The 22,823-nt window shown below is 74.2% G+C and carries 17 protein-coding genes; 3 read left to right on the top strand and 14 right to left on the bottom strand.

From position 1 onward, the window contains the following. Positions 1-99: 99 nt before the first annotated feature. From AB0F61_RS13315 to recN, 7 genes are all read right to left on the bottom strand, one after another. Positions 100-2,526 carry a hypothetical protein gene (locus AB0F61_RS13315; protein WP_357808192.1) on the bottom strand — a complete coding sequence of 809 codons (2,427 nt, stop codon included), beginning with the start codon at positions 2,524-2,526 and terminating at the stop codon, positions 100-102. Beyond that, positions 2,526-3,695: a glycosyltransferase family 4 protein gene (locus AB0F61_RS13310; protein ID WP_357808189.1), complete on the bottom strand. Its 1,170-nt coding sequence runs from the start codon at positions 3,693-3,695 to the stop codon at positions 2,526-2,528. The genes AB0F61_RS13315 and AB0F61_RS13310 overlap by 1 nt, the downstream gene beginning before the upstream one ends. Then, positions 3,692-5,380, bottom strand: coding sequence for a lipid II flippase MurJ (locus AB0F61_RS13305; RefSeq protein ID WP_357808186.1), 1,689 nt, complete (start codon positions 5,378-5,380; stop codon positions 3,692-3,694). Before AB0F61_RS13305 ends, AB0F61_RS13310 begins: the two co-directional genes overlap by 4 nt. Before the next feature lies 1 nt (position 5,381). Beyond that, positions 5,382-6,248, bottom strand: a complete 867-nt coding sequence (locus tag AB0F61_RS13300; RefSeq protein WP_357808183.1) for a hypothetical protein — start codon at positions 6,246-6,248, stop codon at positions 5,382-5,384. A 67-nt stretch (positions 6,249-6,315) separates the two neighbouring features. Next, positions 6,316-7,260, bottom strand: a complete 945-nt coding sequence (locus AB0F61_RS13295; RefSeq protein WP_357808180.1) for a copper transporter — start codon at positions 7,258-7,260, stop codon at positions 6,316-6,318. A 27-nt stretch (positions 7,261-7,287) separates the two neighbouring features. Further along, positions 7,288-8,466, bottom strand: a complete 1,179-nt coding sequence (gene steA, locus AB0F61_RS13290; RefSeq protein ID WP_357808177.1) for a putative cytokinetic ring protein SteA — start codon at positions 8,464-8,466, stop codon at positions 7,288-7,290. A 119-nt stretch (positions 8,467-8,585) separates the two neighbouring features. Next, positions 8,586-10,343, bottom strand: coding sequence for a DNA repair protein RecN (gene recN, locus AB0F61_RS13285; RefSeq protein WP_357808566.1), 1,758 nt, complete (start codon positions 10,341-10,343; stop codon positions 8,586-8,588). Between the two features lie 89 nt (positions 10,344-10,432). Between recN and AB0F61_RS13280 the strand changes: the two genes are divergently transcribed. Next, positions 10,433-11,452 carry a helix-turn-helix domain-containing protein gene (locus AB0F61_RS13280; protein WP_357808174.1) on the top strand — a complete coding sequence of 340 codons (1,020 nt, stop codon included), beginning with the start codon at positions 10,433-10,435 and terminating at the stop codon, positions 11,450-11,452. 80 nt (positions 11,453-11,532) lie between these two features. Here AB0F61_RS13280 and AB0F61_RS13275 read toward each other — a convergent pair whose 3' ends face one another. From AB0F61_RS13275 to AB0F61_RS13255, 5 genes are all read right to left on the bottom strand, one after another. Then, on the bottom strand, positions 11,533-15,255 hold the full coding sequence (locus AB0F61_RS13275) for a S8 family serine peptidase (protein ID WP_357808171.1): 3,723 nt from the start codon (positions 15,253-15,255) through the stop codon (positions 11,533-11,535). A gap of 157 nt (positions 15,256-15,412) precedes the next feature. Next, complete coding sequence (locus tag AB0F61_RS13270) at positions 15,413-16,297, bottom strand: NAD kinase (RefSeq protein WP_357808168.1); 885 nt, start codon at positions 16,295-16,297, stop codon at positions 15,413-15,415. Positions 16,298-16,403: 106 nt separating this feature from the next. Beyond that, complete coding sequence (locus AB0F61_RS13265; RefSeq protein WP_357808166.1) at positions 16,404-17,261, bottom strand: TlyA family RNA methyltransferase; 858 nt, start codon at positions 17,259-17,261, stop codon at positions 16,404-16,406. A gap of 38 nt (positions 17,262-17,299) precedes the next feature. Beyond that, positions 17,300-17,638 (bottom strand): hypothetical protein, encoded by a 339-nt coding sequence (locus AB0F61_RS13260; protein WP_357808163.1) that lies wholly within the window; start codon positions 17,636-17,638, stop codon positions 17,300-17,302. Then, the gene (locus AB0F61_RS13255; RefSeq protein WP_357808160.1) at positions 17,635-18,234 is read right to left on the bottom strand and encodes a hypothetical protein; all 600 of its coding nucleotides are present in this window, start codon (positions 18,232-18,234) and stop codon (positions 17,635-17,637) included. Before AB0F61_RS13255 ends, AB0F61_RS13260 begins: the two co-directional genes overlap by 4 nt. Before the next feature lie 111 nt (positions 18,235-18,345). On the opposite strand from AB0F61_RS13255, the gene AB0F61_RS13250 reads away from it, so the two are divergent. After that, positions 18,346-18,684 carry an SCP2 sterol-binding domain-containing protein gene (locus tag AB0F61_RS13250; RefSeq protein ID WP_088947517.1) on the top strand — a complete coding sequence of 113 codons (339 nt, stop codon included), beginning with the start codon at positions 18,346-18,348 and terminating at the stop codon, positions 18,682-18,684. A gap of 23 nt (positions 18,685-18,707) precedes the next feature. On the opposite strand, the gene AB0F61_RS13245 is transcribed toward AB0F61_RS13250, so the two are convergent. Both AB0F61_RS13245 and AB0F61_RS13240 read right to left on the bottom strand, forming a co-directional pair. Further along, positions 18,708-19,739: an HAD-IIA family hydrolase gene (locus tag AB0F61_RS13245; RefSeq protein WP_357808156.1), complete on the bottom strand. Its 1,032-nt coding sequence runs from the start codon at positions 19,737-19,739 to the stop codon at positions 18,708-18,710. Then, complete coding sequence (locus AB0F61_RS13240) at positions 19,736-20,761, bottom strand: hypothetical protein (protein ID WP_357808563.1); 1,026 nt, start codon at positions 20,759-20,761, stop codon at positions 19,736-19,738. Before AB0F61_RS13240 ends, AB0F61_RS13245 begins: the two co-directional genes overlap by 4 nt. Here AB0F61_RS13240 and AB0F61_RS13235 point away from each other — a divergent pair. Next, on the top strand, positions 20,750-22,681 hold the full coding sequence (locus AB0F61_RS13235; RefSeq protein WP_357808153.1) for a hypothetical protein: 1,932 nt from the start codon (positions 20,750-20,752) through the stop codon (positions 22,679-22,681). The two genes, AB0F61_RS13240 and AB0F61_RS13235, sit on opposite strands and share 12 nt — an antisense overlap. Positions 22,682-22,823 lie beyond the last annotated feature (142 nt).

Genomic DNA, 22,823 nt, shown 5'->3' with positions numbered 1-22,823 from the left:
CTCAGTGATCACGCGATCCACGGGATTCGACGGTAACACCTCCCGGGTGGGTACCCGCAGGCCGCACCCCGGCTGCGACCCCACCGGGTCGTCCGGCGCTCAGGGAGCGGCAACCTCGGTCGATGACCGGTTGACCTGCCGGGGCGGCACGGGCACCGTCGAGGTGGCGTCCGGCGTCGACAGGCGCGCGGTCGGCCCCGCCGGCTCGTCGGCGTCGGGCGGGGGCTCGTCGGCGTCGGTCGGGGGGTCGTCCGGTGTCGCCGGCGGCGTGACCGCCTCCGGTGCGCCCGAGGGCGGCCCGCTGATCGGACGGGGGTGGACCGCGCCCAGCGGACCCCCACCACCTGTCGGACCGTCACCCCCACCGACCGGAGCGACCCCGCCGGACCCCGAGTCGTCGGCGCCGTCCGCGCGGGAGCGACCCGGCAGCGGGCGGGTCCGGTCGGCGGCGTGTCCGAGGACCCGCAGCGACGCCAGAGCGGCCATCGGCACCACGAGCGCGGCGGCGGCGCCCAGCACGTCAAGCGCCGCGCCGTCGAGCACACCACCGAGCACCGCGGCGACCACGGTGCCGGCCATCGCTGCCCGGACCGCCGGGTAGATGCCGAACAACCGCATCAGCCCACCCCACGGCTGCAACAGGGCGAACCACACCAGCAACCCACCCACCAGCGCCAGCACGGTCAGCGGGCTGTTGACCAACGTCTCGAAATTCTCCGTGCTGGATCGGTGCACGGTGAACCCGCCGGTGCCGTCGCCGAGCGCGGAGAGGAACCTGCCCAGGCTGCCCCGCTCGGCCGCCGAACGCCGCAGGTCCACCACGGCGAACCCGATGCCGACCGCCAGGGCGGCCATGGCCGCCCAGGCCAGCCGACTGATCGTCAACCAGCCCCCGGCGCTGATCACGGCGGCGACGCTCACCCCGGCGGTGAGCGCGATCGCGCCGACCGGATCGGCGCCCAGGTACGGGCTGCCGACCACCACCACGGCGAGGCCACCCACGGCCACCATCACCGCCGGCCGCCAACCACGGTGCACCCGTTGGGCGAACCAGCCCCCGGTGAGCAGCGCCCCGGCGAGGAACACGCCCAGCCCCACAGTGCTCAACCCGGCGTACCGGCCGCCCTGCAACGCGGAGTAGCCGACCACTCCGTTGAGCTGGAGGCTGGCCCCGGTGAGCACGTCCAGCCCGACGACGAGCGTGGTGAGGCCCGCCACCGCGCCGAGGGGGCCGAGGGTGCCCGCGTACCCAGGGACGAACCGGACCGCCGCGGTGCCGGCGGCCACCAGCAGCCCGGTGATCCCGGCGAAGAGCCAGCCGGGGTGGTCGCCACGCCACCAGGGCACCGCGTCGGCCAGCAGCGCCGCCGGCACCGTCAACGCCACGGCGACAAGCAGCAACTCCGCCACTGCCACGATCCGCCCGGAGACGGCGGTCGGGCCGGTCGGCCCGGCGTGCGGGCGGGCACGGCGCAGTAGCGGCAGGACCGCCAGGGCCAGCAGCACCTGCACGCCGGCGAGCAGCGTGAAGAACCGGCCGGAGACGGTCCGCTGGGCGGCCGCCTCCCGATCGGCGTTCGCCGGGGCGCTTATCGCGTCGGCGAGGTCGGCCGGGCGACCGCCGGTGCTGATCGCCGGCCGGCCGAGGAAGAGGCGTTCCGGCATCGGGCGGCCCAGCGCGGCGAGGGCGGTCGGCGCGAGGTCGACAAGTTGCAGGTACCCGTCGCGGCCGGTGCTGGCCGAGGTGAGCCACCCCCGCTCCCAGCCCGGACCGTCGGCGACCGCCACGTGCAGCCGCGACGGCTGGGCGGTGTCGGAGATCCCCGCGACCAGCACCAACGACCGTGGTGGCCGGGCGGCCAGCACCCGGGCCAACTGGGCGTCCGCCGCGCGGGCCTGCCCGGCGCGCGACGCCGGATCGGTCCCCTCGACGGTGCCGAGGTCGACGATGCTCAGCACGCACGAGCCGAGCAGCACCTGCGGATCGGCCGGCAACGCCGAGGCGTACCTGTCGACGCGGCCGAACGGTCGGGCGGCCGCCACGGCCGCACCCGGGCCCACGGCGACCGAGCAGCGGACCGACTCCGACAGCGAACCGGGCATGGCGCCCCAGGACAGGCGCTGCTGGTTGTACTGCACCACGCTCTCCTGGTCGGGCAGGTTCGCGCCGATGCCGTCGGGCTGTTCCACGGCCACCCCGGCCGGCGGGCACCCGTCGGGCGGCCGGCTGCCGTTCCACGCGGCGAAGCTGCCCGCGCCCAGGGTCAGCCAGCCGTCCACCGGGCAGGTGGGTCGGTGCGCGGACCGCACCGACAGTGAGCCGATCGATCCCTCCTGGGCCATCCGCCACAACGTCGGGGTGCTCTGCGGATCGACGTCCTCCCAGCGCAGCCCGGCGATCCCGGCGAGCACCACGAAGTCGGCGGTGCGGTGCGGGACGCTCTGTGGTGGGCGGGCGGCCAGCGCGGTGACGCCGAGCGCCACCACGAGCACGGTCAGCAGGGCGGGGGCGATTCGGCGCAGCATCACCGGTGTCCCGTTCTCGGGGCGTCGGAGTCCGGGGTGGCCGCCGGGCCGGTGGGGTGCCCGGCCAGCTCGGCGTAGAGGGCGGCCAACGCGGCGACGGTGTCCGCCTCGGTCGGCCAGGTCGCCGCCCGGTCCGCGCCACGGCGGCCCAGCTCGGCCCGTGCGGCCGGGTCGTCCAGCAGCGCACGCACCGCCGCGTCGACCGCGTCCACATCGCCGGGAGGGACAAGCGTGGCGGCGTCGCCGACCAGCTCCGGCAGCCCGCCGACCGCGGTGGCCACCAGTGGTACGCCGGCGCGCAACGCCTCCTGGGCGAAGAGCTGCCGGGCCTCCCAGTCGCTTGTCACCACCGCGAGGTCGGCGCCGGCGAGCAGGTCGGCCACGTCGGTGCGGTGCCCCAGCAGGGTCACCGGCGCGCGGGCCGCGGAGGTCCGGGCGGCCAGCGGCAGGTAGGCCGGGCCACTGCCCGCGATCACCACGACCGGCGGTGGGGTACGCGTGCGCCAGCGGGCCGCCGCGTCGATCAGCACGTCGTAGCGCTTCTGCGGGTGCAGCCGGCCGACCGAGAGGATCAGCGGCTGGTCCGGGCGTACGCCGAACTCGGCGCGTACCGCCGCCCGGCGTCGGCGCGGCGCGGGCAGCGTCGGCGCGGCGACCGGGGCGAGTCGGGCGTCGGCTGCGCCCAGCGCGGCGGCCCGGCGCACCAGATCCGTGGAGGCGCCCAGCGCCACCCGGGCACCGCGGGCCACCACTCGTTCGGCGAGGCGGGACATCCCGCCCCGCACTCCGCCGGCGAGCACCGCGTTGTGCCAGGTGACGACCAGTGGGGCGGCGGGGCGGGCCAGCACGGCGACCAACCCGGCGCGCAGGCCGTGCGCGTGCACCGCGTCGACGCCCGCGGCGGAGAGCACCCGCCGCAGGGTCAGCACCGCTCGGGCGTCGGCGGGAGTCGGGCTGGCCGGGATCTCCACCGGCTCGAAACGCGCACCCACACCTGTGAAGTCGAACTGTTCCTGGGTGGCGGCCGGCCCGCAGACCAGGACTGTCGCGCCGCCCGCGACGAGGCCCCGGGCCGCCGAGCGGACGTGCTGGCCGACCCCGCCGGTGCTTGACGCGAGCACCAACGCGACGCTTCCCGACCAGCCGGCCGGCAGAGCTGGCTCAGTCATCGCGCTGCCGTCTCCTTCCCGTCGCCCCGTTCCGGGGAGACCGGCTTCGATCCGCCGTCCCCGCCCCGTGGCCCCCGCCGACCCAGACGCCGCAGCACCCCGGCGAGCAGCGGTTGCACGTCCCGCCGGTCGACGAACCAGACCACAGCGAGGAACACCGCCCCGACCAGAACCCCGGACAGCATGCCCTGACCGAGTGCCGCCGCCGTCGTCGGGGTGCCGCCGCCGGGTGTGTCGAGCCAGCGGGTGAGGCCCAGCCCGGCGAGCGCGGCGAGCACACCGGCGAGGCCACCGGCCGCCCCGGCACGGGCCGCGCCGGCCAGTGCCGGACGGCCGGCGCTGCGCGCCACCGCCAGGAGCAGCAACGCCCCGAGGACCAGCATCCCCACCGAGTTCGCGGAGGTCACCGCGAGCACCCGGTCCCGCAGCGGCAGCAGCGCACCGAGCGGCAGGGCGACGGCCGGCACCGCCAGGAAGCCGACGGCGGTGGCGGTCGTCGCCGCCCGGGTCTCCCCCCTGGCGTAGAGGGCTCGGGTGAGCACCGCGAAGAGGCCGTAGCCGAGCAGGCCCGGGGCGTACCCGATGATCGCGGCGGTGGCGGTCGCGGCGGTGGCCGCGGGGAAGAAGAAGTGCCCGACCGGGCCGGCCGTCCCGATCAGCGCGGCCGTGCCGAGACAACTGAACAGGAGCACCCCGCGCACGGCCGGTGCCAGGGTCGCCCGGTAGGTGTCCTCGTCACCGGCGGCCCGCGCCGCCGCCAGGGTCGGGTAGGCCGCGATGGCCAGCGGCACCGCCAACACCGCCCACGGCAGCAGGTAGACGGTCTGCGCCAGGTTGTAGACGCTGGGATTTGTCGCCGCGCCGTAGGTGACCTGGTTCAGGCTGACGATCAGGGCGATCTGCTGGGTGGCGACGGTGACCGCGCCGGCCACCGCCAACCCGCCGACCCGGGCCCGCACGTCGGCGGTGAACCCGAAGCCGGGCCGCAACCCCAGGTGGAGCTGGCGCACCGGGATCAGCAGGGACAGCGACAGCACCAGCACGCCGAGGGTCGTGCCGGCGGAGAGCAGCAACTCGCCACCGGCGCTGACCCCGGCGACGGTGGCGTAGCGGCCCTGCGTCGCGCCGAACACGAGGTAGACGACGATGACGGTGAGACTGGACAGCAACGGGGCGAGCACCGGCCAGGCGAAGCGGCGGTGGGCCTGGAGCACGCCGGCGAGCACGATGCCGACCCCGTACAGCGGCAGTTGCGGCGCGAACACCCGCAGCATCCGGACGCCGCTCTGCTGCTGGGCGGCGGTCAGCCCGTCGCCGAGCAGCCCGATCACCGGCCCGGCGCCGACCACCACGAGCAGCGCGAGCGGGACCAGCAGGGCCAGCGTCCAGGTCAGCAGCGCCCCGGTGGTCCGGGCGACGGCCGTCCGGTCGCCCGCCGCGACCGCGCCGGCCAGCAGCGGTACGACGAGGCTGGCCAGCGCTCCCCCGGCGACGATCTCGAAGATGAAGTTCGGCACCGCGTTGGCCACCACGTAGGTGCCGCCGAGGTCGGTGTGCCCCAGACCGAGGGTGAACACGGCGGTGCGGCCGAACCCGGCGAGCCGGCTGGCCACGGTGAGGACGGCGATGAGCGCGGCTGCCCCGGCCAACCGGCCGGCGCCGGCGAGGGGTGCCGGTCTGGTCACGTCAGTCGGCGCGCCGGCCCAGAGCGTCGAGCTCCCGCAGCCCCGGGGTCCGCTGGATCACCGCGGTGAAGCTGACCTTCTCGCTGGTGGCGGTGAGACCGGCGAGCAGCGCGAGCAGACCGGCCCGGCCGAGGGGGCCGGTACGGGCGGCGAGCGCGACGCCGAGCAGCGCACCGAGCGCGTTCGCGCCGCTGTCGCCGAGCATCACGTCCTCGGCCAGGTCGTCGCGGAGCAGGCCGGCGGCGGCGCCGGCCGCGCCGGCGGCGATCCCGCCGTGCGGGCCGCCGGTCAGGGGCGCGGCGAGCAGCAGCCCGGACTTGAGGGCGCGGCCCGGCCGCAGGTCGAGCAGGTTGAGCAGGTTGGCAGTGCCGGCGATCACGCCGGCGCCGAGCAGCACGTCGACGCTCCGGCCGAACGCGCCGTGGCGCTGCCGACGGGGGTGCGCGGCGACGCGGGGGTCGGCGGCGAGCAGCGCGGCGGCGCCCAGCCCGGCGGCGCCCACCCCGACGATCTTGACTAGGCCGGCGGTGACGCGTCCCGTGCGCAGCGCGGCGAGGTGACCGGCGAAGCCCTTGGCCGCCTTCTGCTCCGGTCGCGCGCCGACCACGTCGTCGTACAGGCCGACGCCACCGGCACCGAGGCCGGCGACCAGGGCGGCCGCACCGGAGGGGCCGCTGGTGGCACCGAACGCGCCGACGGCGGTCGCCCCGGCGGCGAGCGCCGGGCCGGCGGCCAGGGTCACCGTGCGGCCCCGGAAGTTGGTGCGTTCCAGCGCGGGTCCGGCCGGGGAGGTACGCACCTCGCGCAGCGCGTACCGGGCCGCCGCGGCACCGGCACCGGCGATCAGCAGCCGGCCGAGCGCGCTCACGCCGCCGCCCCGCGGTGCCTCAGGATCGCCGGGGCGTCGGTTACGGACACGGGGGTACGTCGTTCGCTCACTGGGGCAGTGTAGGCAACAGGCCGGAGGCGGCGTTGTCGCCGACGCCGTACTGGCCGGCCTTCTTCTCGGTGAGCTGCTGCACCAGGGCGAGGCTGGTGACCAGTTGGCCCTGCACGGTGTTGGCGTTGTCGACGGTGGAGATGGTCTGGGAGAGCACCGGGTCACCGCGGACCACGGACACCAGGTTGCCACCGGCGGAGCCGTTGCCGGCCACCACGATCGAACCCGTCCGGTCGAACTGCTCGGCGATCTTGACGACCGACTCGTCCCGCTTGTCGGAGTCCTTGTCGACGTACGGCTGACCGCTGACCACGACGACCGCCTCCGCCGAGCCGGTGACCTTGTTGTTGTCGGTGGTCAGGTAGCCGGCGTTGTTGTACGCGGCGAGCACCGCCCGGCGGTCGGCGTCGCTGACCGGCGCGGTGCCCTGGGCCCGGTCCAGCAGGACGCTCGCCAGCAGCGCGCTGGAGGTCTCCACACCGTGCCCGTTGCCCGGAAGGCCGGTGGTCTGCGCGGTCGGGCGGGCCGCGGTGACGGCCAACTCCAGCAGGTTGGAGTTGTTGTCCGGGTTGACGAGCTTGTCCTGCAGATCGACCCGGCCGGTGATGGTGGCCCCGGCGAGCTGGAGCTTCTTGAGCACACCCTCGGTGTGGTCGCGCCCGTTGGGCAGGGTGAGCACCAGCACGCGACGCCCGGTCAGTTCGCCGGGGAGGACGACCTGGGACATCTTCTCGGCGAACTCCTCCTCCAGCCCGAGCTGCTTCTCCATGTTGTTGACCTGCTGGCGCCAGTACTGGTTGTCCTTGCGTAGCCCGGTGACCTGCCCCTCGAGCGAATCGGCGACCGGGCCGTTGAGGGCGGCCGTGCCGACCACCAGGCCGATCGCCAGAGCCAGGAACACCGCGGTGAGGGACACCACGTGGTAGCGGAAGTTGATCACGCTTGCAGCCTCTTGATCGGTCGGGAACTAGAAGAGCCGGTACAGCTGGAACACGAAATTGTCCCACCACTCGGCGACCACGCCCAGGTACGCCTTCCCGACTGTCGAGACAGCCACCGCGGACGCCATCGCCGCGATCGCCGACAGCACCAGCAACAGCAACGAGGATCCGGAGATGCTCTGCCGGTAGAGCCGGCTCACACCCTTGGCGTCGACAAGCTTGCCACCGACCTTCAGCCGGGTCAGGAAGGTCGAGGCCATCCCGCCGCGGCCCTTGTCGAGGAACTCGACGAGGGTGGCGTGGGTGCCGACGGCGACCAGCAGCGAGGCGCCCTTCTCGTCGGCGAGCAGCATGGCCAGGTCCTCGCTTGTCGCGGCGGCCGGGAAGGTGATCGCCGGTACGCCGAGACCGTTGACCCGGGGCAGACCGGGCGCCCGCCCGTCCGGGTACGCGTGCACGATCACCTCGGCGCCGCAGCGCAGCACGTCGTCGGTGACCGAATCCATGTCCCCGATGATCATGTCCGGGGTGTAGCCGGCCTCGACAAGCGCGTCCGCGCCGCCGTCGACGCCGATGAGCACCGGCTTGAACTCCCGGATGTACGGGCGAAGCACGTCCAGGTCGGCCTTGTAGTCGTAGCCGCGCACCACGATCAGGCAGTGCCGCCCCTGGATCTGGGTCTCGATGTCCGGCACCCCGACACCGTCGAGCAGCAGGTCGCGCTCCTGGCGCAGGTAGTCCATCGTGTTGGCGGCGAACGCCTCCAACTGCACCGACAGGCCCTCCCGGGCGTCGGCCATCGCCTTCGCGACCGACTCGGCGTCCTGCAGACTGCCGTGGGCCACCGGCTCGTCACCGGCGAAGACCGTGTTGCCCTCGATGCGCACCTGGTCGCCCTCGCGGATCTGCTCGAAGACGCCCTCCCCGAGGTCGTCGAGGAGCGGGATGCCGGCGGCGACAAGCACCTCCGGGCCGAGGTTCGGGTAACGGCCGGACACCGAGGGCTTGGCGTTGAGCACCGCGCCGACCCCGACCGCTACCAACGAATCGGCCGCCACCCGATCCAGGTCGACGTGGTCGATGATCGCGATGTCACCAGGGCGCAGCCGACCGACCAGGCGTTTCGTCCGGCGATCAAGGCGCGCGGTGCCGAGGACTCTGCCCGGGTCGGAGTTCCGGTTCCGGCGCAACGTGGGTAGACGCATCGTGACCATCCTGGCATGTGAGGCAGGCTTTTCTGTCGCGACATGCCTGAGCAGGGCCGCCTACCCAGGGAAGCACACGACGGCACAAGCCGGTGTGCTTGCGCTCACAATACGCGGCGTCACAGCCGCCTTTCCTTGGCGGCCACGGCCAGAAGCTCCTCAGCGTGAGCGATACCCAGATCCGAATCGGGCAAACCCGCCAACATCCGGGCCAACTCCCGGGCCCGCTCGGTGTCCTCCACGACCCGCACCCCGCTTGTCGTCACCGCGCCGCCGGTGTCCTTCGCCACCACCAGGTGCCGGTCGGCGAACGCGGCCACCTGCGGCAGGTGCGTGACGACGAGCACCTGGTGGCTGCGGGCCAGCCGGGCCAGCCGCCGGCCGATCTCCACCGCCGCCTGACCGCCGACGCCCGCGTCGACCTCGTCGAAGACCAACGTGGGCGGGCCACCCGAGCCGGCGAAGACCACCTCGATGGCGAGCATCACCCGGGACAACTCACCGCCGGAGGCACCGCGCTGCAACGGCAACGACGGCGCGCCCGGGTGCGCCAGCAACCGCAACTCCACCTCGTCACCACCGTCCGGCGTGACACCCACCTCGACGCCGTTGACCGACAGCGTCGGCTCGGCACGACCAGCCGGGCGGGGCACCACCGCCACCTCGATCCGCGCGTGTGGCATGGCCAACCCGGCCAGCTCCACGGTGACCTGGTCGGCGAACCGGACCGCCGCCTCCTGCCGGGACGCCGACACCCGCCCGGCCAGGTCGGCCACCTCCACGGCGAGCCGCTGACCCTCCCGCTCCAACTCGTCCAGCAGATCGTCGGAGGTGTCCAGATCGGACAGTCGGGTCCGCGCCCGATCGGCCCAGGCGATCACCCCGTCGACGTCGTCGGCGTACTTGCGGGTCAGCGCCCGCAGCGCCGCCCGCCGCTCGTAGACGTGCTGCAACCGGGCCGGATCCGCGTCGAGCGTCGCCAGGTACGCCGACAGCTCCGCCGACACGTCGGTGACAAGCGTGGCCGCCTCCTCCAGGCGGGCCGCCAGCTCGCCGAGCGCCGGGTCGGTGCCGGACTGCGCCTCCAACGTCCGCCGGGCGGTGCCGAGCAGCGCCGTCGCGTCGGGTGCCTCCTCGGCGGCCTCCGCACCGCCCGCCACGCACTGCTGGGCGATCTGCGCGGCGGTCCGCAACCCCTCGGCGTGCTCCAGCCGCTGCGCCTCGGTCTTCAACTCGTCGTCCTCACCCGGTTGCGGATCGACCCGGGTGATCTCGTCGAGGCCGAGCCGCAACAGGTCGGCCTCCTGGTTGCGCTCACGGGCGTTGCGCCGCCGGTCGGCCAGGTCGTCGACGACCCGCCGCCACCCGGTGTACGCCTCGCGCAGCGCGTCGAGCAGCTTCTCGTGCGCGGGGCCGGCGAAGCGGTCGAGTGCGGCGCGTTGCTCGGCCGGGCGCAGCAGCCGCAACTGGTCGGACTGGCCGTGCACGGCCACGGCCTGCTCGCCGACCTCACCGAGCATCGACACCGGCATGCTCCGGCCGCCGACGTGGGCGCGGGAACGCCCCTCCACCGTCACCGTGCGGCTCAGCAGCACCGAGCCGTCCTCGTCGGGCTCACCACCGGCCTCGACGATCCGCGCGTGCACGGCGTCGGCGACCCGCCCGTTCAGGCGCAACCGCCCCTCAACCACCGCCCGGCCGGGTTGGGCGCGGACCCGCCCGGCGTCGGCCCGGCCGCCGAAGAGCAGGCCGAGGCCGGTCACCACCATCGTCTTGCCCGCACCGGTCTCGCCGGTGATGACGTTCATCCCGCCGGTCAACGGCAGCGTGGTGTCGTCGATGACGCCCAGTCCGGTGATGCGCAGCTCTTCCAGCACAGCCACCGACAGTAGACGCGAGGCCCGACAGTTGACCAGCCGACGGGCCCGGGTGCGGCCGACACCCGGCCGCCGTACAGTTCTGCCCCGTGTTGGATGTGATCGGCCTGACCACGGCTGAGGAGGAGCTCTACCGCTGCCTGCTCCAGCTCACCACGGCCCGCATCGACGAGTTGGTCCGCCGGCTGAACCGGCCCCGCGACCAGGTCGTCGCCGAGGTCCAGGCGCTGCGCGCCAAGGGCCTGGTGCAGCCCACCGACAACGACCCGGACGCGCCGCTGCGCCCGACCGCCCCGGACGTCGCCCTCGGCGGGACGCTCCTGCGCCGCCAGGAGGACCTGGAGGCGGCCCGCCGACGGGTCACCCAACTGGCCGAGGAGTACCGGTCCGGGCTGCGACGGCACCACGTCGACCACCTCGTCGAGGTGATCGCCGGCGCCCGGGTGCTCCGGGACCGTCTGCGCGATCTGCAGAATGCGGCACGCACCGAGGTGCTCTGGTTCTGCCGCGCCAACCCCCTGGCCATGGCGGGGCCGGAGAACGTCGAGGAGTTCGACGCGCTGGCCCGCGGGGTGAGCTACCGGGCCATCTACGAGCGTGACCTGCTGCTGGAACCGGGCGCGTTGCCCGACCTGGCCAAGGGTGTGGCCGCCGGAGAGCAGGCCCGGGTCCTGGACCGGCTGCCGGTCCGACTGGCCATCGTGGACGCCCGCATCGCCATCTGCCCGTTGGTGCCGGACCGCGACGGCGGTGAACCGAGCGCCGCCGTGATCGGTCGTAGCCAACTGCTCGACGCGCTGCTCGCCCTCTTCGAGAGCCACTGGCGGGTCGCCACCCGACTGCGGCTCGACGACCCCCTCAACGTCACGGCCGCCGAGAACCGGCGGCCGGAGCCCGAGGACCATCCGAGCGACGGCTACCAGCCCGACGCCGACGAGGCACGGCTGCTGTCGCTGTTCGTGGCCGGCGTACCGGACAAGTCCATCGCCTCCCAGCTCGGGGTGAGCCGGCGGACCGTGCAGCGGCGGATCGCCGACCTGATGGCCGCCGCCGGCGTGGACACCCGGCCCGGGCTGGCGTTCCAGGTCGCCCGACGCGGCTGGCTCTGACGCCGAAGGGGCCCGCCGTCGGAGAACGGCGGACCCCTCGGCGGGTGGGCGGGACGGCGTGACCGCCCCGCCCTCCCGGATCAGCGCAGCCCGTACGCCTGGAGCACCGTCTGGTCGACGGTGTTCCCGGCCCGGTCGGCGGCGTGCACCCGCAGCGACACCGTTCCGCGCCCGGCCGGCACGGTCGCGGTGTACCGGGTACCCGACCCCTTGGTTGTCGCGTCCCGCCAGGTGACGCCCCCGTCGAAGGAGACCTGCACGCGGACGCTGGCGCCGGTCGGCGCGGGCACCCCGGAGGGCTGACGCAGGGTCAGCCCCAGCTGGTGGGGCCGGTCGCCGCGTACCGTGCCGAGCAGGTCCGCCGGCACCTGGTAGTCCACCTGCAACAGCGACAACGGCGTGGCGGTGTCGCCCGTCGGGCGGGCCGAGGTGAACTCCCAGGCCGTGTCGGTCCGGGTGGCGTAGCGCCAGTCGGCCGAGGACCGCTTCGTGGTCAGGTCCAGCCGGTAGCGGGCCCGACCCGCGGTGGTGGGCACCGGCGCCCACCCGGCGGACAGGTCGGCGAGCTGCTCGCCGTCCCGGCTGACCCGGGCCTCGACGGTGTCCGACTCCTCACTGCTTCCGGCCGGGCTGTAGTGCCCCTCGGCATCGACGAACTCCGGCACCCGCAGGTCCAGCGTGTCCCCGCTACGGGTGGGCACCGGCACCCCGCCGCCGGCCGGCACGGCCGGCCGGACCACCGGGGCGTGCCAGGTCTCGGTCTCCCGGTCGTCGGCGGCGTACCGCCGGGGCTGCTGGCTCAGGCCGCCGTTCAACCGCCCCCAGCTCATGAACATGATCTTGTGCATGACCTGGTGCTGCCACCAGGAGTCACCGGCGCTGACGAACTCCTGCCGGGTGGTGCCGGCCCGCACCAGCCGCTGGTTGTCGTTCCAGGAGGTCTCCTGCCACGGACGCCAACCGAACCGCTGCTCGCTGGCCCACTCGGCGCCGACGCCGCCGTAGCGGGCGGTCACCTCGGCGGTGTTCTGCGCGGTGACCCGGTGGGTGATCCGCTCCGGGATCCGGTCCTTCGAGACCTGCCACACGTCGTACAGGTAGGGGCTCTCCACGGTCAGCGTCAGGTCGAGCGTCGTGCGGCCCTTCCGGGCCGCCGCGATCACCTCCTGCCCGTCGTCGTACGCCACCGCCAGGGCCGGAATGGGCAACCGGTCACCCAACGGGGTCCAGGACGTCCAGGCGCTCTGGTCGGCCGGCCGGACGATGAGCGCCACCTTCGCACCGGCGGCGGCCGCCGCGGCGATCTGGTCCTCCTCCGACGCGTCCGGGCTGGCGGTGAGCAGCGCCGCGGCGCCACGGACCCGGGCCAGCTCGGCGGCGGTGCCGGTGCCCGCCCAGACCAGCGGCAGCTTGCGCCGGTCGGCCGGCGCCGGCGAGTAGCCCATCAGGTTGATGTCCAGCGGACCGGACACCCCGCTGATCGTCGCGTCCACCATCGGCGCGACAAGTTGCCAACGCGACGAGAACTCGAACTCGCCCTCGCGCACCGGACGGGTCGGGGTGACGTTCACCTGTTGGACGGTGCTGAAGGTCATCACCCCGTGGTCGACCTGCCGGCCGTTGCCGAAGACCCGGTGCTCGTAGAAGCTGATCGTCGACCGCTGCTCCGAGGGCTTCGGCGTCTCGATCCGCACCGGGGTGCCCTTGCGCGGGTCGAGCACGACGGTGAGGTCCCGGTCGACCAGCAGCTCCGGGTCGGTGACCAGGGTGACCTGCTCGTCCAGCGGGGCACCGTGCTCGATCAGCGCCTCCAGCAGGTACGGGCCCTCCTCGACCTGCACGTGTACCTCGCCGCCGACCCAGCCGAGCCAGTCGGATTCGGGCTGCTCGCCGAAGAGGGTGAGCACCGACGCGAGACCCGGCTGGCCCTGCATGTCCAGCGCCCGCACGGTCACGATGTGCAGCGGGCCGCTGAGGGTGAGCGCGACGGCGGTGCGCACCGCGACGCCGTCCGCGCCGGTGGCCACCAGCCATCCGCTGTGCAGACCCCGGTCCAGCTTCGCCGGGTCGGCGCGCAGCGGCACGGCGACGCTGCCGCCGGCCGGCACTGTCACCTCGGTGCCGCCGACGGTGACCCCGTCGGTCTCGGCCGCGCGGGTGTCCAGGTTGCGCAGTTCCAGGGCCAACCGCAGGGTCTGCGGTGCCGTGGTGCCGTTGGTGTACGTCACGGCCCGCTCGACCGTCGCACCGCCGGTGCTGACCCGACCGAAGTCGGCGGTGCCCGACGCGTACACCCGCTGGCCCAGCGCCCGGGCCACGTCGACCCGGCCGGCGCCCTGCTCGAAGACAGTAAGTGCCGGGTTCGCCTTCGTGGTGCTGACCAGCGCGTCCTTGAGTTTCGCGGCGGGCCAGTCCGGGTGTTCCTGGGCGAGGATCGCCGCCGCCCCGGCCACGTGCGGAGTGGCCATCGAGGTGCCGGACGCGGTCGTGTACGCGTCGCCCACCGGCGTACCCATTGTCGTGCCGGCGGCCCGCGCGGCGACGATGCCGACGCCCGGCGCGGTGATCTCCGGCTTGAGGCCGTTGTCACCGACGCGCGGACCACGACTGGAGAATTCCGCCAGGTTGTCGTCCCGGTCCACCGCGCCGACGGTGAGCGCCGCGGCGGCCGCGCCCGGAGCGCCGACGGTACGCGCCGCGCCCTCGTTGCCGGCGGCGATCACGAACAGTGCGCCGGTCTCGGCGGTCAGGTCGTTGACGGCCTGGCTCATCGGGTCGGTGCCGTCGGTCGGGGAGCCACCGAGGCTCATGCTGACCACCTTCGCGCCGGAGTGGGCGGCCCACTCCATACCCGCGATGATCGACGAGTCGTAGCCGGAGCCACCGTCGTCGAGGACCTTGCCGATCAGCAGTTGCGCGCCCGGGGCGACGCCCTTGCGCAGCCCGGTGGACGCCGCGCCGCTGCCGGCGATGGTGGACGCCACGTGGGTGCCGTGGCCGTGCCCGTCGCGGGCGCTGCCGCTCGCGGAGAAGTCGCGCGCCTCGGCGATCCGACCGGCCAGGTCGGGGTGGGTGGCGTCGACGCCGGTGTCGAGCACCGCCACCTTCACGCCGGTGCCGTCCCGGCCGGCCGCCCAGGCGATCGGGGCGCCGATCTGCGGCACGCTGTGCTCAAGCGTCGGGTGGACCTTCCCGTCCAGCCAGATCCGGGCGATGCCACTGCCCAGCCGGGGCGCGGCGGTCGTGGTCCGGGTGGTCGGCGTGCCGGCGAGCGTGCTCCACAGGCCGCCGAGGTCACCCTTGCCGATCCGCAGGGCCGCGCCGTTGATGCTCTGCAGGGGACGGGCGTCGGTGACGCCGGCGAGCGGCCGGACCCGGCCGGCGGCCGGCTCCTGGTAGCGGACGATCAGCGGCAGGTTGCCCTGCGCGGCGTCGCCGTAGCCGGCGGCGGCCAACTCCTGCACGTCGAACAGGTTGGGATCGAGCACCCCCGCGGACAGGTACGGCATGACGTCGCTGGGCAGCACCCGCAGCCCGCCGTCCACCTGCACGGTCTGGAAGGTGACCCGGTTCCGGCCGGGGCCGGGGCGGACGCTGGCGGTGACCCGGCCGGGTGCCGCCTGCAGCAGGTCGACCTGGTCGCCGGTGATCAGGGTGACACGAACGGGCGCGGCGCCCGAGGTGGGAGTGCCCGAGTTCGGGCCGGTGGGCCGGACGGGCGGGTCGGCGGACGCCGGTGCGGCGAGGCCGACCACCAACGCGCCGACCGCGCCGACGGCGAGCCAGCGGGGGGACCAGTGCATGCGATGTGCTCCTCTACTCCTCCAGGCCCCCATCCGTAGACGAGGGCCGATCGGAGTCTGCGACGGAGCCTGTCACCAGGTCACTAGTCGCCAGCCGCCGCAGCGGCGACATGTCGTCAGGTGGACAACCGCCGTCCACCGACGGTGTACGCCGCGGTCACCGGCGGCTGCCGCGCCACCCGTGCACGGGAAGGCCGAACTTGGCGACCAGCCGGTCGGTGAACGGGCGGGCCCGCAGCCGCACGATGCGCACCGGCAGGGCACCCCGACGCACCGTCACCCGGGCACCGGGGGGAAGGTCGTAGACGCGCCGCCCGTCGCAGGACAGCACGGCGAGGGTCGTGAACGGGTCGACGGTGATCACGAAGGTGGACGTCGGGGCGGTGACCAACGGGCGGCTGAACAACGCGTGCGCGCTGATCGGCACCAGGAGCAGCGCCTCCACCTCCGGCCAGACCACCGGGCCGCCGCCGGAGAACGCGTACGCGGTGGAGCCGGTGGGGGTGGCGCAGACGACACCGTCGCAGCCGTAGCGGGACAGCGGCCGCCCGTCCACGTCGACGAGCAGTTCGAGCATCTGCGCCCGCTCGCCCTTCTCGACGCTGATCTCGTTGAGCGCCCAGGACTCGATGGTCGGCCCACCGTCGAACTCCGCTGTCACGTCCAGGGTGAGCCGCTCGTGGACCGTGTAGTTGCGGTCGACGACGTCCCGCACCGCGCTGTCCAGGTCGTCGATCTCCGCCTCGGCCAGGAAGCCCACCTTGCCGAGGTTGATGCCGAGCAGCGGCGCCTTCGCCGGCCGGGCCAGCTCGGCGGCGCGCAGGAAGGTCCCGTCCCCACCGAGCGCGAAGACGATCTCGGCGCCCTCGGCGGCCTGCGGACCGGCGACCGGCACCACGCCGGGCAGGTCGAGGTCGTCGGCTTCGTCGGCGACCACCCGTACCTCGAAACCCGCGGCGATCAGGTCGGCGGCGACCGACCGGGCGTGCTCGGTGCTGCGCCGTCGGCCGGTGTGGGTCACCAGCAGCGCGGTCCGGCTCATCGGGCCGCCCGCCCGACCCGGCCCGGTCGGCGGCGTCGCGCCACCGTCGTCGTCGCCCGACCGCGTGCACCCCCGCGGGGCGTTGCGGTGCCCTCGCTACGCGCGTTCACCCTGCGACCTCCTCCGCCGCCACGTCCGGCACGTCGCCGGCCGTCGGACCGTCCGGCCCGGCCGCCACCACCGCCCGCACCCGCTGTGGGTCGGCCGGTGGTGCGCCTCGGCGCAACCATACGAAGAACTCCACGTTGCCGCTCGGCCCGGGCAGCGGGCTGGCCGCCACGTCGGCGAGCCCGAGGCCGAGTCGCTCGGCCGCCGCCGCCACGTCCAGCACCGCTTCGGCGCGCAGTTCCGGATCGCGGACCACGCCACCGGCGCCGACCCGGTCCTTGCCGACCTCGAACTGCGGCTTCACCATCAACGCCAGGTCACCGTCGTCCCGGGTGCAACCGGCCAACGCCGGCAGCACCAGCCGCAACGAGATGAACGACAGGTCGGCCACCGTGAGGTCGACCGGCCCGCCGATCACGTCCGGATCAAGGGTACGGACATTCGTGCGCTCCAGGACGCGGACGCGCTCATCCGTGCGCAGTGACCAGGCGAGCTGCCCGTAGCCGACGTCAACGGCCACCACCTCGGCGGCGTCGGCGCGCAGCAGCACGTCGGTGAAGCCACCCGTCGACGCGCCGGCGTCCAGGCAGCGCCGGCCGGCGACGCGCAGCCCACCGGCCCCGAACGCGGCGAGCGCGCCCGCGAGCTTGTGCCCGCCTCGGGAGACGTACTCCTCGGTCGGGTCCTCGCCGGTGACCAGCAGCGGATCGGCGGGGTCGACCATCGCGGCGGCCTTGCGCGCCACGACCCCACGCAACTGGACGCGGCCGGCCTCGACCAACGCGGCGGCCTGCTCCCGGGAGCGGGCCAGACCGCGGCGGACGAGTTCGGCGTCCAGCCGGTTACGACGTGCCATCTGTGGTTCTCCGGTCTGCTCAGGCCTGGTCGTCGCACTCAGGTCTGGTCGATGGTGGCGAGGCTTTCGCGCAACGTCTCGTAGGCCGCCTCGTACTGGGCGATCTGATCGGCCGGGGCCAGCGTCGCCGCGTTGTCCATGGCCCGCACCGCGGCGTCCACCGCCGGATGCCGCGCCGCGTCCTCGTCTCCGCCGTCGGGCAGCGGGCCGAGCCAAGCTGCTCCGCCGACCGGTGGGCCAGGTCGGGCCGCTCCGCCGGGCGGTGGGCCAGGCCGGGCCGCCGCGCCGGGCGGTGGGCCGGGCCGGGCCGCTGCGCCGGCTGGTGGGCCGGGCCGGGCCGGGAACGACCCGCCGGCCGGTGCACCGGGCTGGCTCATTCGGCGTCGTCCGGAGGCTGCTTGCGGACCGCCTTCTTGGCCGGCATGTCTGCGGGAGTGGGAGCCTCGTCGGTGGTGCTGATCGTCGCTGGCGACTTCTTGGCGATGGCCTTCTTGGCGATCGCCTTCTTCGCCACGGCCTTCTTCGCGACGGCCTTCTTGGCCACCGGGGCACCCGCCGAGGCGTCGGAGGGCACGAGACCGGTGCCGGGCTGCGCGGCCAACGTGGGGTCGGCGTGCGGTGTCGCGCCGCCGGCGGCCGGCGCGGCAGCCGGTGTGGTTGTCGACTCCACGGCGCGCGCCTCGCGGAGCTGCCGTTCCAGGTCGTGCACCCGGCGGGTCAGCTCGGCCACCTCGTCGGCGGTTGCCAGCCCGACCGCGCCGAGGGCCCGGTCGACCTCGAAACGGACCAGCTTCGTCAGCGCCTCCCGGTTGGCGGCGCCGGTGGTGACCAGCTCCTCACCGAGGGCCTGGAGCTGGGCGGCGGTCGCGCCGCCCGAGCCGACGAGACGACGTGCCACGTCCTGGGCCTTCTTCCGGGGCGCCTCCGCAAGGCCCATGGCCAGTTCGAGGTAGGCGCGCCACGCGTCCTGCATGCCTGAGTCCTTCCACGGGGCGGGGTGTGCAGGTGTCACGCTACCGGGCACCCCGGACTGTGCCGTGCGGTACGGTGCCGAGGACGGCGTGGCGATCAACGAGGGGGAGATGTGGCCAGCGTGGACGAGTGCCGGCAGGCTTTGCAGGAGCTGGCCGCCCGACTGGATCGCAACGCCGAGACGGTGCGCGAACGGATCGACCTGGACCGGACACTGGCCTGCCGGATCACCGACCTGGACACCGCCTTCCACGGCCGGATCACCGGCGGTCGGCTTGTCGAGTTGACCGACGGCGACGACCCCAAGGCCAAGATCGCGCTGAGCACGTCAAGCGATGACCTGCTCGCTCTGGTCCGTGGTGACCTGGACGTCACAAGCGCCGTGACTTCCCGCCGGGTGTCGATCAAGGCCAACCCGTTCGATCTGCTGAAGCTGCGCAAACTGCTCTGACGAACCCGGTCACCCGACCCAGGTCAGGCAGCGGCGGGGAGACCGAAGCTCTCCACCGCGTGTGCCGCGTCCGGGCCGATCGGGCGGATCTTCGGCAGCGCCGGCTCCGACGCCGACCAGGCCACCGCGCAGAGCGCCGCAAGCGCGTCCAGTGGCCGCCCTGAGCCGGCCAGCTCCAGGGTGCCGTCGCGGTCGGTCACGGACCAGCCGCCAGTGTCCGGCGAACCCGGGACCCGCACGGCGGCCGCCGGGTCGAAGAGCCCCGCCAGGTCGCTCGCCACGTACGTGGGACGCCGCTGTGCGACGGCGGCCAGCAGATCCGGTACGCCGTGGACGCCGGTCAGCACGAGCAGGCTGTCCAGCCCGGCACGCCGGGCACCCTCGATGTCGGTGTCCAGCCGGTCACCCACCACCAGGCTCCGGCCACCTCCCGCACGCCGAGCGGCGGTCTCGAACAGCGCCGACTCCGGCTTGCCGACCACCACGTCCGGGTCCCGCTCCAACGCCGTGCGCAGCACCGCGACAAGCGACCCGTTGCCCGGCAACGGTCCTCGCCCACTGGGCAGCGTCCGGTCGGTGTTGGTGGCGATCCAGAGCGCACCGGAGCGCACCGCGATCGACGCCTCGGCCAGTTCGGCCCAGCCGACCTGCGGGCCGTACCCCTGCACCACCGCTGCCGGGTTCTCGTCGGCCTTGTCGACGGGGGTCAGGCCGACCGCGCGCAGCTCCGCACGCAGGGCCTCCGCCCCGACCACCAGCACCGGCGCGCCGGCGGGCAGCCGATCCCGCAACAGCTCGGCCGACGCCGCCGCGGAGGTGAGCACCTCCTCCGGCCGGGCCGGCACACCCATCCCGGTCAGCAGGTCGGCGACCTCGCTGGACCGGCGGGACGCGTTGTTCGTGGCGTACGCCACCGCCCGACCCTCGTCGTGCAGCCGGGCTACCGCCTCGACGGCGCCGGGGATCGGCCGGTCGATCAGGTAGATCACCCCGTCCAGGTCGAAAACGACAAGGGTGTACCCGTCGACCAGCCGCTCCCCCGCGCCCGCGTTCACCGCTGCGTCGGCTCCGACTCGTCGCCCCGGGTGGGGGCGGTTTCGTCGGCGTTCACCGTGTCGCCGGACGTCACACCGCCGTCGACGGCGGTGTCCGCGTCGGCGTTGGCGGCCGCGTCCGGGTGACGGTCCTCATCCTCGTCGACGCGGTCCTCGTCGTCGCCAGGACTGCCGACAGCGCCGTCCTGCTCGTCGTCGTCGAAGTCCTCGTCGTCGTCGTCGTCGTCGTCTTCGTCGTCGTCTTCGTCGTCGTCTTCGTCTTCGTCTTCGTCTTCGTCGAAGTCGTCTTCGTCGCGGTCGTCTTCGTCGTCGTCGCGGTCGTCGTCTTCTTCGTCGTCGTCGTCGCGGTCCTCGCCGGTCAGGTCGGCGTCCGGGTGGGCCGGAACCGCTCCGGGAGCGCCCGGTCCTGCGGCGATCTCCTCGGCGGCCTCGTCCTCGTCGTCGCCCTCGATGACCACTCCGTCGAGTTCCAGCAGCCGCTCGGCGGCGTCGGTCTCGCCCTCGGTGTCCACGTCAGCAGCGCGGGAGAACCACTCGCGGGCTTCCTCACGTCGGCCCACGGCGAGCAGCGCGTCGGCGTAGGCGTACCGCAGCCGAGCCGTCCACGGCACCGTGGCCTCACTTGTGAGGTCGGGTACCTGGAGCATCGCGACAGCGGCGTCCTTCTGCCCGAGATCGCCCCGGGCACCCGCGGCGACGATGAGCAGTTCGATCGCGACGGCCTGGTCCAGCTTCTCCCGGTCAGCGCCACGGAACAGGTCGATGGCCCGCTCCGGCCGGCCGAGAGCCCGTTCACAGTCCGCCAGCACGGCCAGATGACTCTGCAGACCACTCATCCGGTGGTACGTGCGCAGCTCGGCGATCGCCGACTGCCACTCCCCCGCGTGGTACGCGGCCAAGCCCACGGCCTCACGGACCGCGGAGATGCGCGATGCGAGCCGCCGGGCGGCCAGCGCGTGCGCCAGCGCCTCGGCCGGGTCCTCGTCGATCAGTTGACCGGTCGCGACCAGGTGCCGGGCCACCGTCTCGGCGACCGGCTTGTTCAGCGAGAGCAACTCAGCGCGAACGTCCTTGTCGAGGTCGGTCGCGACGATGTCGTCCGGCAGGGCAGGGGCAGAGCTACGTCCACCGTCGAACGAGTCGGAGCCGCCAGCACGGTCGTCGCGACGGAACTCGCCCTCGCGACGAGGCCGCTCGTCGGCACGGGAAGCGCCCGCCCGGTCGCTGCCCCGGTAGCCACCCTCGCGGTCGCCGCCCCGGTAGCCGCCGCCGTCACGCGGTCCACTCGGCCGAGAGCTGTCACGGTCGCCGCCCCGGAAACCACCCTCACGGGGAGCACCGCGGAAGCCGCCTTCGCGAGATGCGCCGCCTTCACGGCGGTCACCGCCCCGGAAGCCGCCCTCACGCTCGCCGCCCCGGAAGCCGCCCTCACGACGGTCACCGCCACGGAAGCCGCCTTCACGAGGCGCGCCGCCGTCACGCGGTCCGCTCGGCCGGAAACCGGCCCGATCGCCGCCCCGGAAGCCACCCTCACGCGGGGCGCTGGAACGGGCGCCGTCCCGGTCGCCACCACGGAAGCCGCCTTCACGACGGTCACCACCGCGGAAGCCACCCTCGCGGTCGCCGCCCCGGAAGCCACCCTCGCGCGGGCCGCCCGAGCGCGAACCATCGCGGTCGCCACCACGGAAGCCACCTTCACGACGGTCACCACCGCGGAAGCCACCCTCGCGGTCACCACCGCGGAAGCCACCCTCGCGCGGTGCGCCGCCGTCACGCGGGCCGCTCGGCCGGGAACCGTCCCGGTCACCGCCACGGAAGCCGCCCTCACGACGGTCACCACCGCGGAAGCCGCCCTCACGGTCACCGCCACGGAAGCCACCCTCGCGCGGGCCGCCCGAACGCGAACCATCGCGGTCGCCACCACGGAAGCCGCCCTCACGGTCACCACCGCGGAAGCCGCCCTCGCGACGGTCGCCGCCACGGAAACCACCCTCGCGGTCGCCACCACGGAAACCACCCTCGCGGGGGGCACTCGTGCGGGAGCCGTCCCGGTCACCGCCACGGAAGCCGCCTTCACGACGGTCGCCGCCCCGGAAGCCGCCGCCCTCGCGGGGGGCACCAGGTCGGGTTCCCTCGCGGAAACCACCCTCACGACGCTCGCCACCGCGGAAGCCACCCTCGCGGTCACCACCGCGGAAGCCGCCCTCGCGGGAGGAGCCGGAACGGGTGCGATCGCCACCCTGATAGCCGCCCTCTCGACGGTCGCCGCCGCGGAAGCCGCCCTCGCGGTCGCCGCCACGGAAACCACCCTCACGCGGAGCGCCGGAACGCGAACCGTCGCGGTCACCACCGCGGAAACCACCCTCACGACGGTCACCGCCGCGGAAGCCGCCCTCGCGGTCGCCGCCACGGAAACCACCCTCACGCGGGGCGCCGGAACGCGAACCGTCGCGGTCGCCACCGCGGAAACCACCCTCACGCGGGGCGCTGGAACGCGAACCGTCGCGGTCACCGCCGCGGAAGCCACCCTCACGACGGTCACCACCGCGGAAGCCACCCTCGCGGTCACCGCCGCGGAAACCGCCCTCGCGGGGGGCACTCGTGCGGGAGCCGTCGCGGTCACCACCGCGGAAACCGCCTTCACGACGGTCACCGCCCCGGTAACCACTTTCACGCGGGGCGCCGGAACGCGAACCGTCGCGGTCACCACCCCGGTAACCGCCCTCACGGGGAGCGCTGGAACGCGAGCTGTCCCGGTCTCCACCACGGGAACCAGAGTCGCGGCCGCCGGCGTAGCCACCTCGGGCGCCGCCGCCGCTGTCGCGGTCTCCCCGGTACGGGGGCCGGTCTCGGTCATCGCGGCGCGGGCCGCGGTCGCGTCCGCCCGCACCGTCAGTACGGTCTTCGTAGCGACGGGGACGGTCTCCGCCCTGCGGTCCTGAACTCACAGGTACATCCTTCCTGATTGCGCCACCAATGGCGCTACGCAGTCGAGGGCCGACCAGGCGATGGCCGACTCCTCGTAGACCACCCGCCAGCCGGCCCGGAGCACCTTCATGGTGAGGTCCGTGTCCTCGGCCAACG

The organism is Micromonospora sp. NPDC023888, from assembly GCF_040639415.1.
In the GTDB taxonomy this organism is placed as follows: Bacteria; Actinomycetota; Actinomycetes; order Mycobacteriales; family Micromonosporaceae; genus Micromonospora.
Note: the sequence above shows the minus strand (reverse complement) of the source record. Positions and strands in the feature narration are given on the sequence as shown.

What these genes read in the sequence shown, in the direction of transcription:
- AB0F61_RS13315 (WP_357808192.1), bottom strand. Translation starts at nt 2,526, where the DNA reads ATGCTGCGCCGAATCGCCCCCGCCCTGCTGACCGTGCTCGTGGTGGCG.
- AB0F61_RS13310 (WP_357808189.1), bottom strand. Translation starts at nt 3,695, where the DNA reads ATGACTGAGCCAGCTCTGCCGGCCGGCTGGTCGGGAAGCGTCGCGTTG.
- steA (WP_357808177.1), bottom strand. Translation starts at nt 8,466, where the DNA reads ATGCGTCTACCCACGTTGCGCCGGAACCGGAACTCCGACCCGGGCAGA.
- AB0F61_RS13275 (WP_357808171.1), bottom strand. Translation starts at nt 15,255, where the DNA reads ATGCACTGGTCCCCCCGCTGGCTCGCCGTCGGCGCGGTCGGCGCGTTG.
- AB0F61_RS13270 (WP_357808168.1), bottom strand. Translation starts at nt 16,297, where the DNA reads ATGAGCCGGACCGCGCTGCTGGTGACCCACACCGGCCGACGGCGCAGC.
- AB0F61_RS13265 (WP_357808166.1), bottom strand. Translation starts at nt 17,261, where the DNA reads ATGGCACGTCGTAACCGGCTGGACGCCGAACTCGTCCGCCGCGGTCTG.
- AB0F61_RS13260 (WP_357808163.1), bottom strand. Translation starts at nt 17,638, where the DNA reads ATGAGCCAGCCCGGTGCACCGGCCGGCGGGTCGTTCCCGGCCCGGCCC.
- AB0F61_RS13255 (WP_357808160.1), bottom strand. Translation starts at nt 18,234, where the DNA reads ATGCAGGACGCGTGGCGCGCCTACCTCGAACTGGCCATGGGCCTTGCG.